12 protein-coding genes are annotated in these 13,710 nt (G+C 72.6%); 6 read left to right on the top strand and 6 right to left on the bottom strand.

The features are described from left to right. Positions 1-59: 59 nt before the first annotated feature. Entirely contained in the window at positions 60-740 is a 681-nt protein-coding gene (locus tag ACZ6W9_RS29255; RefSeq protein ID WP_389959582.1) for a hypothetical protein, read from the bottom strand. A 400-nt stretch (positions 741-1,140) separates the two neighbouring features. Here ACZ6W9_RS29255 and ACZ6W9_RS29250 point away from each other — a divergent pair, with 400 nt between their 5' ends. The 6 genes from ACZ6W9_RS29250 to ACZ6W9_RS29225 all read left to right on the top strand — a co-directional run bounded on the left by ACZ6W9_RS29250 (position 1,141) and on the right by ACZ6W9_RS29225 (position 8,520). After that, positions 1,141-1,872: a class I SAM-dependent methyltransferase gene (locus ACZ6W9_RS29250; RefSeq protein ID WP_470120616.1), complete on the top strand. Its 732-nt coding sequence runs from the start codon at positions 1,141-1,143 to the stop codon at positions 1,870-1,872. A 131-nt stretch (positions 1,873-2,003) separates the two neighbouring features. Next, positions 2,004-3,479: an AAA family ATPase gene (locus tag ACZ6W9_RS29245; protein WP_389960309.1), complete on the top strand. Its 1,476-nt coding sequence runs from the start codon at positions 2,004-2,006 to the stop codon at positions 3,477-3,479. Positions 3,480-3,610: 131 nt separating this feature from the next. Then, positions 3,611-4,516, top strand: a complete 906-nt coding sequence (locus tag ACZ6W9_RS29240) for a hypothetical protein (RefSeq protein WP_389959585.1) — start codon at positions 3,611-3,613, stop codon at positions 4,514-4,516. Between the two features lie 223 nt (positions 4,517-4,739). Continuing rightward, a complete protein-coding gene (locus ACZ6W9_RS29235; RefSeq protein ID WP_470120614.1) occupies positions 4,740-5,426 on the top strand; it encodes a response regulator transcription factor in 687 nt (228 codons plus the stop codon). 135 nt (positions 5,427-5,561) lie between these two features. Next, a complete protein-coding gene (locus ACZ6W9_RS29230) occupies positions 5,562-7,103 on the top strand; it encodes a sensor histidine kinase (RefSeq protein WP_470120612.1) in 1,542 nt (513 codons plus the stop codon). A gap of 235 nt (positions 7,104-7,338) precedes the next feature. Continuing rightward, positions 7,339-8,520 (top strand): serine hydrolase domain-containing protein, encoded by a 1,182-nt coding sequence (locus tag ACZ6W9_RS29225; RefSeq protein WP_389959594.1) that lies wholly within the window; start codon positions 7,339-7,341, stop codon positions 8,518-8,520. Positions 8,521-8,692: 172 nt separating this feature from the next. Here ACZ6W9_RS29225 and ACZ6W9_RS29220 read toward each other — a convergent pair whose 3' ends face one another. The 5 genes from ACZ6W9_RS29220 to ACZ6W9_RS29200 all read right to left on the bottom strand — a co-directional run bounded on the left by ACZ6W9_RS29220 (position 8,693) and on the right by ACZ6W9_RS29200 (position 13,675). Further along, positions 8,693-9,790, bottom strand: a complete 1,098-nt coding sequence (locus ACZ6W9_RS29220) for a hypothetical protein (protein ID WP_389959597.1) — start codon at positions 9,788-9,790, stop codon at positions 8,693-8,695. A gap of 174 nt (positions 9,791-9,964) precedes the next feature. Continuing rightward, positions 9,965-10,303 (bottom strand): XRE family transcriptional regulator, encoded by a 339-nt coding sequence (locus ACZ6W9_RS29215; protein ID WP_389959600.1) that lies wholly within the window; start codon positions 10,301-10,303, stop codon positions 9,965-9,967. Next, positions 10,300-10,680: a type II toxin-antitoxin system RelE/ParE family toxin gene (locus tag ACZ6W9_RS29210; protein ID WP_389959603.1), complete on the bottom strand. Its 381-nt coding sequence runs from the start codon at positions 10,678-10,680 to the stop codon at positions 10,300-10,302. Before ACZ6W9_RS29210 ends, ACZ6W9_RS29215 begins: the two co-directional genes overlap by 4 nt. A 225-nt stretch (positions 10,681-10,905) precedes the next feature. Then, entirely contained in the window at positions 10,906-12,618 is a 1,713-nt protein-coding gene (locus ACZ6W9_RS29205) for a hypothetical protein (RefSeq protein WP_470120608.1), read from the bottom strand. A 127-nt stretch (positions 12,619-12,745) separates the two neighbouring features. Continuing rightward, complete coding sequence (locus tag ACZ6W9_RS29200) at positions 12,746-13,675, bottom strand: hypothetical protein (RefSeq protein WP_470120606.1); 930 nt, start codon at positions 13,673-13,675, stop codon at positions 12,746-12,748. Positions 13,676-13,710: the final 35 nt, after the last annotated feature.

The following is a 13,710-nucleotide window of genomic DNA, read 5'->3' as shown; positions in this document are numbered from 1 at the left end:
GAGGGGCCGGGGCGCCGGGAGGGTGAGGAGACGGGGGAGGGCCGGGGGGAGGGGCACGGTCACCATTCCAGGGTGTGGATCTTCTTGGCGGACAGGTCGACGACGATCCGGCTGGTGTCCAGCCAGGTGCCGTCGGGAAGCCGGACGAACAGCCGTACGCACCGGTGCGTGTCGCACTGCGCGGCCCCGCCGGCCTCCTCCTGCGCCGGGGTGAAGATCAGCCCCCGCACGCCCAGGTCGGACGGCGACCGCAGCTCACGGCCACCCGCCTGGGCGAAGGACCGCCGTACGACGGGGCCGTACCGGGGGTCGGCCAGCAGCAGCCCGACGGCCCGTGACTCCTCGACCTTGGAGGGAGGCGGCTGCACACCCTGCTTCACCGTCTCCTCCACGACCTTCCGCAGGCCGATGTCCACCTTCCGCACGATGAGCCGGTCGGACCCGTAGTCGTACAGGTAGGCGTCGGCCTGGCGTCGCTCCTCGGCGTCCTTGTCGTCGTCGCGTTCGACGTAGAGCAGATCGACCCGGCCGGCGGCCATGTGGGCCCGCGAGCCGGCCGAGGCCACCGCGCTCGCCAGCGCGACCTCCTGACCGGTCAGCGGGTCTCCGGGGGCGGGCGTCCGCACCGCCGTCCGCGCGGCCTGCGACCCCTGCTCGCCGGGCAGGAACAGCACCGCCGCCACCGCGGCGGACACCAGCCCCGCGGCGGCGACCGCCACGGTGGTCCGTCGTCGTCCCATGAGCGCCTTCTTTACGGATTGTTGACCTGTAACTGCGAAGGGTAATCGATGTGACGCCTCCGGTCGGGCCGGACGGCGCATTGTCCTGTTGATCGGTATTGCTGGTTTTGTGCGTTCAGCGGCCGCTGCCGGACGGTCTCTCTCGCATGGTCCGCCGCTTCCCGCCGGGCGACCATGACCGGACGCGTTACCTCCCGTATCCCGCCCCGCGGGTTCCGGGAGCCGAGCCCCGGGAGTCAAGCCCCGGGAGCCGAGCCCCGGGAGCCGAGCCCCGGGAGCCGAGCCCCGGGAGCCGAGCCCCGGGAGTCAAGCCCCGGGAGCCGAGAGCCGCACCCCGGGAGCCGGGCCGTACGGCGGATAACCGGTTGGCCGCGGGTCGCGGCCGGTGAATACTGCCCGGATGTTCTCCGACGCAGACGCCGCCGCGCTGTACGACCTGACGAATCCCTGGGACGCCGCCAAGTACCCTTCCGACGCCTTCTACGACGACCTCGTGATGGCGGCCGACGCCGTGCTCGACGTCGGCTGCGGCACCGGTTCGATGCTGCGCCACGCCCGCGAGAGCGGGCACTCCGGACGGCTCGCCGGGATCGACCCGGACCGCGCCGCGCTGGAGCGGGCCCGGCGGCGGACCGACGTCGAGTGGCACGAGGGCACCGCCGCCGACATCTCCTGGGACCGGGAGTTCGACCTGGCGACGATGACGAGCAACGCGTTCCAGTGCCTCGTGGACGACGACGAACTGCGCGCGTCGCTGACCGCGATCCGTACGGCGCTGCGCGACGGCGGCCGGTTCGCGTTCGAGACGCGTCACCCGCAGGCGCGGGCCTGGGAGGACTGGAACCCCGGCAATCCCGCCGACGTCGTGGACGCCTCGGGTCGGGCCCTGCGCGTGTGGCACGAGGTCGAGTCGGTGGCCGGCGACGTCGTGACGTTCACCGAGACGACCGCCGAGCCGGACGGCGCCGTCCTGCGCGTCGACCGGACGAGCCTGCGCTTCCTGGACGTGCCGACTCTGAACGTCTTCCTGGCCGAGGCGGGTCTCGCCGTGGAGGAGCAGTACGGCGACTGGTTCCGCGGCCCCGTCGCCGGCGACAGCCGCGTGATCGTCACCATCGCCCGCCGGACCTGAACCGGGCGACCCGGGCGACCCGGGCGGCAGGACCATCTCATGCCGTACTGGGATCGCCGTGTCTTCCGCGTCTCACAATTTTGTAGGGGTACAGTTCTATAAACTGAACCCCTACAAAATGGCGGGTGGAGATGGACAGACCGGTGGAGATGTTCGACCGGGTGCACGAATGGGCGGCGCTGACACGGTTCATCGCCGACCCGCAGCCCGGCGCCACCCTCGGAGTCGTCTCCGGGCGCCGCCGCCAGGGCAAGACCTTCCTGCTCGACGCGGCGTGCCGGGCCGCCGGAGGGTTCTACTTCGGGGCGACGGAGGCCACGGACGCCGAGTCGCTGCGACGGATCGGTGCCGCGCTGACCGAGCATGTACGGCCGGCGAGTCCGTTCCACTTCGCGAACTGGGGTGAGGCGATCGACGTCCTGCTCGATCTGGGCCGGGAGCGGCCCACCCCCGTGGTGATCGACGAGTTCCCCTACCTCGCCCGCGCCAATCCGGAACTACCCTCCCTGATCCAGGAGGCGTTCCGGCCGCTACGCGAGCAGCGCACCGCCTCGCGCACACGCCTGCTGCTGTGCGGGTCCGCGCTGTCCTTCATGGGCAGGCTGCTGTCCGGCAACGCCCCGCTGCGCGGCCGGGCGGGTCTGGAACTGGTCGTGCGCACCCTCGACCACCGGCTCGCCGCCGAGTTCTGGGGCATCTCGGATCCGCTCCTGGCCCTGAAGGTCAACGCGGTGGTGGGCGGCACCCCCGCCTACCGGCGCGAGTTCGCCCGCGGCGACTCCCCGAGAGGTCCTGAGGACTTCGACGCCTGGGTGGTGCGGACGGTCCTGAATCCGGAGACGCCATTGTTCCGCGAGGCCCGTTACCTGCTGGCAGAGGAGCCCGACCTGCGGGACACCGCCCTGTACCTGTCGGTTCTCGCCGCGGTGGCGGACGGCAACACCACCCGGGGAGGGATGGCGGGATATCTGGAGCGCAAGGCGGTCGACATCGCCCACCCCATCAACGTCCTGGAGGACGCCGGTCTGCTGCGCCGGGAGGCGGACGTCTTCCGGGAGAACCGATCCACCTACCGCATCGCGGAGCCGCTGATCGCCTTCCACCACGCGATCATGCGCCCGGTCTGGGACCAGCTCGAACGCCCTGGATCGGCGGAGCGGGTCTGGCAGGCCAGCCGTCGGCGTTTCGCCAGTAACGTCCTCGGGCCGCACTTCGAGCAGATCTGCCGGGAATGGGCGCTGCACCACGCCGATCCCGATCTGTTCGGCGGCCTGCCCGCCCGTGTCGGCCAGGGGGTCGTCCACGATCCCCGATCCCGTACCGGTCACGAGATCGACGTCGCGGTCGTCGGCATCGCGGACGGGCGAAAGGCCCCGTTGCTGGCCATCGGCGAGGCCAAGCTGAACGACACGATGGGCATGGGACACATCGACCGGCTCCGGCGCATCCGTTCTCTCGTCGCCGAATCCGGCCGCTACGACACCGCCGGCACCCGCCTGATCTGCTTCAGTGGCGCGGGCTTCAACGATGGGCTGCACGAGGTGGCCCGGGAGGCGGACGACGTCGTCCTGGTCGATCTGGCGCGGATCTACGGACATGAGGCGTGACGAGGTTTCGACGGGATGTCACGTGACGGAAAGGTTAAACCTGCCGTGACCGTATTGTGATCTTTGATTGGGAAGATCAAGCGCCGGTTTCGCCGGACGACGGTAGTTGACAATAGGAAAGGGCGCTTTCGATGAAGGCCACTTCGAGGGGACGGCGACTCGCCGTGACGGCCGCCGCGCTGACGGCCCCGGTTCTCGCCATCGGACTCGGAGGCGTCGCGAACGCCCAGGCCGTCCCAGCCCCCACCGCCTCCGCCGCTGTTTCCACCGTCGCCACCGTCTCCGGTGCCGCCACCGCCTCCACCGCCTCCGGCGCGGCCGACGCGCTCAAGCGCCAGCTCGCCGGCAGCCGCGGCGTGGAGTTCGCCGAGACCCTCACCGACACGGTCGTCTCCGGGTCGGACCGCGGCCGCAGGACCGTCTCGCGGACCGAGGGCGTCGCCCGGTTCGGCGGCGGGCGGATCGTCGCCACCGACTCGACGGACGGCACCACGCGGTGGATCTCCTTCGCCGACCGCGCCTACGGCACCGGGGCGCTCTTCCCGACCCTGCCCGCGGGCAAGGAGTGGGTCGTCTCCGCGGACGCGGCCCGCCCCAGGCTCGCGTCCGGCAGCCTGGCGCTCGACGACCCGGCCGTGGTCAGGGCCCTGCTCGCCACCGCCGTGTCCAAGCACTCCGGCGGGACTTACGACGGCGTCCGCACCACCCTCTACCAGGGGAAGATCACCTTCGCCGGGCTGCGCAAGGCACTCCCCGGCCTGCGCCTCGCCTCCGGCGCGCCCCTCGACGCCGCCCGTCTGAAGGCCAAGCTCTCGTGGCGGGTCTGGCTCGGGCAGGACCACCTCGTGCGCCGCGCGTGGAGCTCGTGGACCGAGCCGCGCCGCAAGGGCGTCACCGGCGACGTCGTCCACGTCAGCGACGCCCGCCTGACCGACTGGGGCACCCAGACCCCCATCGTCTCCCCTCCGGAGGAGAAGGTCACGACACCCGGCGACGTCGCGTTCAACTACACCGTCAACGGCTCCACCGGCGACTGAGCCCTTTCAGTCCGTTGACGCCCGGATGAGGGCGTCAGGGCCTACGCTGTCGATCACGGGCCCCACGCGGTTCTTGAGGTTCCTCCTGGACTTCGGACGACCGGGTGGCGGCCGTTCGCGTGCGGTTCGGCCGGGAGGACCCCGGGGCATCGCGAGGTTCCGGGAGGTCCGGCCCTCGGTGAACCCGCGCGCCGCCCCCGACACCGCGTACGAGAGCGTTCCGATGGCCCGATACCGAATCCTCGTCGTCGACGACGACCCGGCGATCCTGCGTTCCCTCCGGCGTGGCCTGACCCTGGAGGGCTTCGACGTGGAGACCGCGGACTCGGGGGAACGGGCACTGGAGCTCGCCCGCGACGCCGCGCCGGACGCGGTCGTCCTCGACGTGTCGATGCCCGGCCTGTCGGGCATCGAGGTGTGCGCCCGCCTGCGGACCCGGGACTGGCAGACACCGGTGCTGATGCTGTCGGCCATGGACGAGGTGACCGACCGGGTCGCCGGGCTGGCGGCCGGAGCAGACGACTACGTCGTCAAGCCGTTCGAGCTGGAGGAGCTGGTGCTGCGGCTGCGCGCCCTGCTGCGCCGGGCCGGTCGCCTCCCCGGTACGGCGGTCCGGGTGGGCCCGCTGACCGTCGATCCGCAGGCCCGCCGGGTCACCGTGAACGGCCGCGAGGTCGGGCTGACCAGACGCGAGTTCGACCTGCTGGAGGTGCTGGCGCTCAACGCCGGCATCGTGCTGTCCCGGCCGGTGCTGCTGGAGCGGGTCTGGGGATACGAGTTCGAGGTGACCGGCAACGCCGTGGACACCTTCGTCGGATACCTGCGGCGCAAACTGGAGGCCGGGGGCGAGCCGCGCATGGTGCACACGGTGCGCGGCGTCGGCTTCGTACTGCGCGACCCGTCCCCGTGAGTCCCGTGTCGCGCGGAACGCGATGAGGTCCCGTGTCGCGCGGAACGCCATGAGGTCCCGCGCCGCGCGGAACGTGGTGGGATTCCGCGCCGTACGGCTCGCCTCCACGGGGTGTCGTGCAGCACGATCCGTCCCGTGAGATTCCCTGCCGTACGACCCGTCCCCAAGAAGCTGTCCACGCGGTTCGCCCTCCTCTTCGCCGTCCTGGTGCCGCTCCTGGTGCTGCTGGCCGGGGTGCTCGTGCTGAACCTGGTCTCCGGTGACCTGCGCGCCGAGCGGGACAGACAGCTCACGGCCCGGCTGCGGGCGCTGGAGCCGACGGCCTCCGCGTACTCGTGGCGGGCCCGGGTCCTGCCCGAGCTTCCCCCCGACTTCCTCAGGCAGCGGCTCGCCGCCGCCGCGGCCGGAGCCGAGGGCGTGGGCGGTATCCGCCTCGACGTCGCCGGCGCCGAGCCGCTCGTCATCGGGGACGCGCCGACCGCGCCGCCGGGCACCGGTACCGGTACGGCCGCGCCGCCGGGCACGGGCACGGGTACGGCCGGCCCGGCCGACCTCGTCGCCGACGGGCGGCGATGGCGGTTCGTGACCGCCGCCCTGGGGGTGGAGGGCCGCAGCGCCCGGCTGTCGGTCTTCGAGCCGGACGAGCGCCTCGCCGGACAGCTCGCGCTGCTCCGACGGCGGCTGGCGGTCACCACGCTGCTCGCGGCGGCGGCGGGCGCCGTCGCGGGGTTCGGCCTCGGCAGGTTCGCGGTGCGGCCGCTGGCGGCGCTGCACCGGCAGGCCCGGACGATCGACCTGCCGCCGCGGGCGGGGACCCGGCTGGCGACCACCTCCGGGGTCGCCGAGATCGACGAGCTGGCCCAGGTGCTCAACCGGCTGCTGGACCGGCGTGACGCGGCGGTCGCGCGTACCGGTGAGGCGCTGGAGGCCGCCCGCGCCTTCGCGGCCACCGCGGCGCACGAGCTGCGCACCCCGCTGACCAGCATGGGCACCAATCTCTCCCTCCTCGGACACCCCGGACTCGACCCGCGGGAGCGGTCCGAGATCGTCGCGGACCTGGCCGCGGAGCACGGCCGGACGCACCGGCTGATCACGATGCTGCGGCGGCTGGCGCAGGGGGAACTGCTGGATCCCGCGACCTTCACCGACGTGGAGCTGACCGAGGTCGTGACGGCCGCGACCGAGGACGCCCGGCGGCGGCACCCCCATGCCGTGATCACCGTCTCGACGGCGGACGACGTGCCCGTGCGGGGATGGGCGGAGGGGCTCCGGGTGATCGCCGACAACCTGCTCGACAACGCCGCGGTCCACGGCGCCGACGGCCACGGCCGCGCCGAGGTCACGGTCACCCTGTCCGCCGACGGCGGTACCGCCGTGCTCTCCGTCCGGGACGGCGGGCCCGGGATCGCCCCGGCCGACCGGGAGCGGGTCTTCACCCGCTTCCACCGCCGCGCGGGCAGTCCCGGCTCCGGGCTCGGCCTCACCCTGGTCCGCCAGCAGGCGGCGCTGCACGGCGGCACCGCCGCCGTGGCCGAACCGGGTTCCACCTCCGGGACCCGGATCGAGGTACGGCTTCCGATGAGCCACGGCGGTCCGGCGGAGACGGCGAGGACGGTGAAGACGACAGGGACGACGGGGACGACGGGGACGGCCGGAACCCGGTCCTGGCTGGAGTGACGGCCGGCCGGTGGAGACGCCCGGACCCGGATGGGACCTCGCGTGCACGGCTCGCCGTACCGGGGGTACGCGCCGCCGATGACGAGGCGGGACCGCGCGTGCGCGGCTCGTCGGAAGGCTTGCCAGAGAACTGCCATGAAACCCCGCCATCATGTCCGGCCGGGAGCCGGGCATTCCGAGTCCGCTCCCTCTGTGTCTCCGTATCCTGATCCGACCATTCCCCTGGAGCGCTGGAATGCCCAAGAGACTCCTCGCCGTCTGCGCGGCCGCGGCCGCCCTGGCGTTCGCCGTCCCGGCGGCCCCCGCGCTGGCGGCGCCGGTTCCTCCGTCGTCCGTACGGCAGGCGCCCGCGGTGCCGGTTCCGTCATCCGTACGGCAGGCCCCCGCCGAGCCGCCGGCCGCGTCCGACCTCGTGTGGCCGTCGGGGAAACCGGTCACGCTGCGCAGCGCGCCCCGGAAGCTCTCCGTCAGCTACACCTTCGACGGGAGGACGTACACCCTCGACGACTTCCTCACCCGCTCGAAGGCCGACGGATTCGTCGTGCTCGACAACCAGAAGATCGTGTACGAGCGGTACAGGGACGCCGGCCGCGACACGCGCTTCCAGTCATGGTCGGTCGGGAAGTCCTTCACCTCGGCCGCGGTCGGCATCGCCCTGCGGGAGAGGCGCATCCGCTCGATCGACGACCCGGTGACCAGGTATCTTCCCGAGCTGAAGGGCTCGGGCTACGACGGCGTGTCCATCCGCGACCTCCTGCGGATGTCGTCGGGGATCGAGTGGGACGAGAAGACCGACGTGCCGAAGGTGCATCTGGCGGCCCTGCGTGGCCGGTCGGTCAAGGATCTGGCGGCGCGGCGGGTGAACGGCTGGAAGCCCGGCACCAGGTTCGAGTACACCAGCATGAACTCCTTCGTGCTCGCCAGGCTGGTGAGCCGGGCGACGGGCGTGCCGTACCACGACTACGTCGAGAAGAAGATCTGGAAGCCCGCCGGCATGGAGTCCACCGCCCGCCTCACCCATGACGGCGACGGCGACAGCCTCGGCTACTGCTGCTACTACGCGACCGACCGCGACTTCGCCCGGTTCGGCCTGCTCTACATGAACGGCGGCAAGGCGCACGGCCGCCAGGTGGTGCCGGCCTCCTGGGTCAGGGAGTCGACCAGGCCCTCCGCCTCCTTCAACCCCGGCTACGGCCTGCACTGGTGGCTCGGAGATGGCGGCGAGGGCGACTTCATGGCCGCGGGCTTCGGCGGGCAGTACATCTACGTCTCGCCCGGGAAGCGGGTCGTCATCGTCAAGTCGTCCGCCTCCGGCTCCCCGGGCGAGGGGGACGGCGGACTGTCCCAGCCGGCGGACCAGGGCGAGACCCTGACGGCGTTCCGCGCGATCGCCGCCGAGGTGGCGAGGACCCGCTGACGACGCGACGGCGACCCGCCCCGAGCGGTCGTACCGGCCCGATCGCGGCCGGTCCGACCGCGACGGCGCCGGTCGTGGGGCCGGGCGGAGCGGGAAGCCCCCGGCGGGCCGACTCAGCGGGCCGGGCAGGGCGGGCCGGGCAGGGAGGGAAGCCCCCTCCCGGCGGGCCGGCTCAGCCGCCGAACGCCGGATAGCCCGGCAGCGGGGTCACCTTCCACGAGCCGGCCACCTCGCGCAGCAGCAGGCGCATCGTCTCGGCGAACGCCGGGAACTCCGTCAGCGCGCTCGCCGTCTCCCAGCGGTGCCGGATCACCTGCCGCATCGTCGCCACCGGCCGCCGGGTCCGGTGCATGAGCCGGTCCTCCTCCGTCACCCGGGGCAGCAGGAACGTCGTCGTGTGCGCCGTCCAGACGGCGACGGCCCGGCGGACCCCGGCGTTCCACACCGCGTCGTCGGCCAGCGCCGGGTAGATCGTGACGACCTCCGCCCGGTACGTCTCCTCGATCTTCTCGGCCATGCCGTCCGGCAGGGTGAAGACGCACCAGCAGGAGGAGAAGGGCATCCGGCAGTACGCGGCGGTCAGGAAGACCGACTCGTAGGCCGCCGACTCGAAGTCGATCAGCCGGAGACCGTCGTCGGTGAGCAGGTTGTTGTCGGGGCAGGTGTCACCCGGGGTGAAGGCCGGGTACTCGTCGTGCTCCACCGTCCCGGCCAGCGCCAGGTCCTCGGCCAGCCCGGGCGGAGCGGCGAGGCCGAGCTCGTCGAGCAGCTCGGACAGCCGGGGGGCGAGCGCCGGAATCCACGGCTCGTCCTCCACCGGGGGCGCGCCGTGCCGGGCCCGGTCCGCCATGAGCCCGCCGTACCGGGCCCGCAGCTCCGTGAAGTCGGCCCGACGGGGCACCGACGCGGCGGCGAGCCGGCCGAGCCCGCCCGACCAGGCCAGCAGCCCGTCGGCGGCGTCCTCGGGGTCGTCTCCGAGGAGCACGTCGGCGAGGGTCGGCGCGGTCCCAAGGTCGGACATCACCACGAGCGGGACGGCGGGGTCCACGCCCAGCAGTTCGGGACCGGCCAGGCCCAGCGAGAGCCCGGCGGCCTCCGCGGTGAAGCCGTACAGCGCGTCGGGTTCGGCGGCGTACGCCTTGACGACCACGCTCCCCCCGCCGGCCGTACGGCAGCGCAGCACTGTGCTGCGGGGGTTGCCGCCCAGATCGACCGGATCGGACAGCTCGACGCCCGCCGCCTCGCTCGCCGCGCGCAGGATCGCTTCCATGGGGGATCTCCTCGGGGCCCCGGGCGAGGTTCCGCCGTCCTCGCCGGGGTCGTGCAGTGCGGCGGCCGGAGGGCCGTCCCCCGAGGGTCGTTCCCGGGGGCAGGAAGGATCCTGCCGCGCCGACGCCGGGATATCCACCGATATATCCCCGGCCGACCATGGCTTCCTCAGAAGCTAGGCGACGGTGTACTCGGTGTCGTCGAAGTCCGCGACCACACGGAGCCGTCCACCGAGGGCCTCGACATAGGACCGCAGAGTCGCCACCTCGACGCGGTCGACTTCACCGTGCTCGATGGCCGAGACCCGTGGACCGGAGACCCCCATGGTGTCAGCGACGTCGCGTTGCGTCAGATCCTGCTCGCGCCGTATCTCCGCGAGCCTGTACGCCCTGACCTCCGCGGTGAGACGTTCCATCGCGGCCGACTTCTCGGCCTCCGACTGCACGGGCAGCCCCGCGGCCTGGCGCCGCTCCCGTGCCCGTCGCTTCACCTCGTCCCAGTCGACCGTGCTCATTCGTACTCCCTGGTCGCTAACTCTGCTACATGCTCGGCGTACCGTTTCTCCGCCAGCGGCACATTTACGTAATACCAATGATCCCAATTACCGGCCTTGTCGCCTGCCGCAAGTAGCGCCGCTCGGCGTGTCGGATCAAAGGCGAACAGGATGCGGATCTCACTTCTCCGCGATGAACCGGGCCGCAGCTCCTTGAGGTGGTGGTTGTCGGCCCCCTTGACGCGATCGGCCAGTGGCCGGCCGAGTGTCGGCCCGACCTGCGCCAGCATGTCCACGGCGTTCTCCACCTGCTCGGCACTCTCCCAGTCGTCCTGGCACAACCGGTCGTACCATTCGGCGACCTCGGCAACCAGTACGATCTGCCATCCAGCCCCCATCCATAGCTTAACCCTGGCATTAAGTCAGCAGCAAGGAGGTGGTTTTCTGCCTTTGCCTCCGACGCGATGGAGGCGACGAACCGGCGCAAGGCGATCGAGAGCGGATCCGATCAGGGGAACCGGCTGGAGGCGGCTCCGTGGACGGCCTACACGGAAAGGGCCGCCCACCGGGCATCGCATGGATGCCCGGTGGGCGGCGCGCGTGGGATCGGCGGGGTGGACGGGTCAGCCGTCGTAGCGGTCCTCGAAGGCGGTGAAGGCGCCCTCCTGCCGCCACTCGGCCGCCGCCTTGGGGCTCTTCTTCAGTACGGCCAGGCATGACGGAGCCGGCTCCCCGCCGAGCGGGGAGCCCGCGCACTCCGGCACCGGGGTGTGGTCGTCCGGAGCCCGCCAGAGGCTCGCGCCCTGGAGGAAGCTGTGGTCGAGGGCGGTGCGGGCCAGGGTCTTCAGGTCGGCGTAGCGCAGGCCGTACTGGGTGATCGCCCGGAGGTACTCGCCGTTCAGGTCGGTGTGCTCGATGCCCGCGTCGTCGGTGACGAGGGCGACGGGCACGCCCGCCCTGCGGTACTCCGCGAACGGGTGCGCGTCATCGCAGACCTTGAGGATCTGGCAGTTGCTGGTGAGGGCGATCTCGACGAGGACGTGCCCGCGGGCCATGTCGGCCATGAGCCCGGCCGGGTCGTCCTCGCCGCCGATGCCGGCGCCGTGCCCGATGCGCTCGGCGTGGCCGGTCTTCACGGCCTCGCGGATGTGGAACCTCAGGTCCGCGTCCGGAGCCAGGCCGGGGGTCAGCTCACCGGCGTGCAGGCTGATGTGCGCCTCCGGGTAGAGGCCGCGCAGGTAGTCGAGCATGCGCATGTGCAGCCGGTAGTCGCGCAGCGCGACCGGGTCGTCCTCGGGGGCGACGAGGTTGACGCCGACGTAGCGCTCGTCGGCCTTGGCCAGTTCGAAGCCCAGCAGCATCTGGGCGAAGACCACCTCGGGCGGGGCGGTGCGGGTGACCTGGAGGAGGAAACGCAGAGGCAGCGCGCAGCCGGGATCGGCGTCCCCGTCGTCGCAGCGCAGGTCCTTGCGCATCCGGGCGATGTCGGTGTCGGCGTCGGCGCGGGCCGCCTTGACGATGCCCGCCATCGCGCCGTCGGCGAGCAGCCGGTCGCGCAGGCCGGCCAGGTCGGAGGCGCTGCCGCCGGCCTTCTTGACGAGGTCCTGGACGGCCCCCGACTGGCGGGACAGCATGACCTCCAGCGTGAACTCCTGCTGGGCGGCGGCCCGCGCGGCGAGCAGCGCGAGCATCTCCCCCTTGTCGGAGGTCGCGGCCCCGAACCTGCCGAACGCCGAGAAGAAGTGGTCGTGGCCCGACTCCTTGCCGGGGGTGAAGCCGCGCATGGACCAGGCGCGCACGATGTCGTCGGCGAAACGCGGGTCGGTGACCGCGTCGCGCGCCGGCCGCTGCCCGTCGCGGCACGGCGGCGCCGACGCGGTGAGGGACGCGGTGTCGACGCACAGGTCGCCCCGCACGGCGGAGTTGAGCAGATATCCGGTGGGCACGGCGCCCGACAGGTGCGTGTGCAGGTCGGCGCCCTTGGGCAGGTCGGCGACGAACTCCCCGAGCCTGCCGGGCTCGTGGCGGACGCTGTCGAGGTAGGCCTCGACCCGCGCGATCGTGTCGGGTGCGTCGCCCGCGGCCTGCGCGTCCGTCCACGTCGGCGCGCTCGTCCACGTCGGCGCGCTCGTCAACGCCTGCGCGCCCGGCTGCGCCGCCGCGTTCGCCGACGCGTTCTCCAGCGCCTGCGCGTCCGTCCGCTCCGGCGCGCTCGTCGACGCCCGGACGTCCGTCCACGCCTGCTCGCCTGTCCGTGCCTGCGTACCCGTCCACGCCGGTGCCCCGGCGACCGCGACCGCCACTCCGATCGCGGCAAGACCCTTGGTCAACATCATGGCGGCCAGCCAACCACGATCTTCACGGACGGTTGCGTAATGTGACGACCATGTTTCCGCATGTGACCGGGGGGTGGACGCGGCGTGCCCGCCGTACGGGGCGGGCACGCCGCAGGAGCGGGCGGGGTCAGCAGCGGACGAGGAGACCGGTGAGGGCGGTGCAGGTGGCCGACGCCGTGTCGTCGGACGGCTGGGGGTCGGCGGGTGCGCTGTCGAGGCGGGAGGCGGTCACGGTGAGGCGGCCGCTGATGACGAGGAGCCGGGTGTAGAGGCCCATGGACCTGGTCACCGAGCCGCCCGCGGGGATGGCGCCGAGGTCACAGGTGACGGTGCGCGCCGCGGTGTCCACGGCGCAGCCCTGGGCGCTCGGCCCGGTGAACGCGGAGGGGTAGGTGAAGCGCAGCCGCGCCGCGGTCGTGGCGGCGGGACCCCGGTTCGTGACGGTCGCGGTGAAGGTGGCGTGGGAGACGCCCAGCCCCTTGGGAGAGGCGTCCAGCGAGACGGAGAGGTTCGCGGAGGAGACGGCGGCGATCGTCAGGCCGCCGAGGTCGGTGGTGGCGGGCACTTCCGGAGTGGTCTCCACGAGGGTGGCGCTCAGGGGCGCCTGGCCGGCCGCGGTGCTCTTGAACGGGACGTAGACCACGGTGCGGTTCGCGGCGCCGGGCGCGAGGTCGCGCAGGGTGACGGTGATCGTGCGGTTCGCGGCGTTCCCGACGACCGTGTCGGTGTGGTGCTCGGGGTCGGGCGACCACCAGGAGAAGCTGCCCGCGCTGAGGCTGCCGTCGGCCTCGGGGGCGAAGGTGACGGTCACCGTGGCCGAGTCGACCGGGAGACCGGAGACGTTGGTGTAGTTGAGATCCAGCAGGGCCTCGCCGCCGGCGTCGACCGTCGTCGGGGCGGTGAGCGTGATGTGCCCCGGCTGCCCGATGGTGGTCGTGGCGGCGGCCGCGGCCCGCGGGCCGGTCAGGACGGTGGCGGCCAGCAGCGCCAGCAGGACGCCTGCCAACAGGGGTGTCCGGCGGGTACGGCCCGGCGCGACGCCTGTCTGGGGGGACATGTCTCCTCCTTCGTGCCGCCTGCGCGGCGGAGAAC

It is taken from the genome of Streptosporangium sp. NPDC053982 (assembly GCF_055585205.1).
This window is presented reverse-complemented; position numbering and strand designations above follow the sequence as displayed.

Bases quoted from the DNA above. Each gene is read 5' to 3' on its own strand.
- ACZ6W9_RS29250 (WP_470120616.1), top strand. From the start codon at position 1,141: ATGTTCTCCGACGCAGACGCCGCCGCGCTGTACGACCTGACGAATCCC.
- ACZ6W9_RS29220 (WP_389959597.1), bottom strand. From the start codon at position 9,790: ATGGAAGCGATCCTGCGCGCGGCGAGCGAGGCGGCGGGCGTCGAGCTG.
- ACZ6W9_RS29240 (WP_389959585.1), top strand. From the start codon at position 3,611: ATGAAGGCCACTTCGAGGGGACGGCGACTCGCCGTGACGGCCGCCGCG.
- ACZ6W9_RS29205 (WP_470120608.1), bottom strand. From the start codon at position 12,618: ATGATGTTGACCAAGGGTCTTGCCGCGATCGGAGTGGCGGTCGCGGTC.
- ACZ6W9_RS29215 (WP_389959600.1), bottom strand. From the start codon at position 10,303: ATGAGCACGGTCGACTGGGACGAGGTGAAGCGACGGGCACGGGAGCGG.
- ACZ6W9_RS29225 (WP_389959594.1), top strand. From the start codon at position 7,339: ATGCCCAAGAGACTCCTCGCCGTCTGCGCGGCCGCGGCCGCCCTGGCG.
- ACZ6W9_RS29200 (WP_470120606.1), bottom strand. From the start codon at position 13,675: ATGTCCCCCCAGACAGGCGTCGCGCCGGGCCGTACCCGCCGGACACCC.
- ACZ6W9_RS29245 (WP_389960309.1), top strand. From the start codon at position 2,004: ATGGACAGACCGGTGGAGATGTTCGACCGGGTGCACGAATGGGCGGCG.
- ACZ6W9_RS29210 (WP_389959603.1), bottom strand. From the start codon at position 10,680: ATGGGGGCTGGATGGCAGATCGTACTGGTTGCCGAGGTCGCCGAATGG.
- ACZ6W9_RS29235 (WP_470120614.1), top strand. From the start codon at position 4,740: ATGGCCCGATACCGAATCCTCGTCGTCGACGACGACCCGGCGATCCTG.
- ACZ6W9_RS29255 (WP_389959582.1), bottom strand. From the start codon at position 740: ATGGGACGACGACGGACCACCGTGGCGGTCGCCGCCGCGGGGCTGGTG.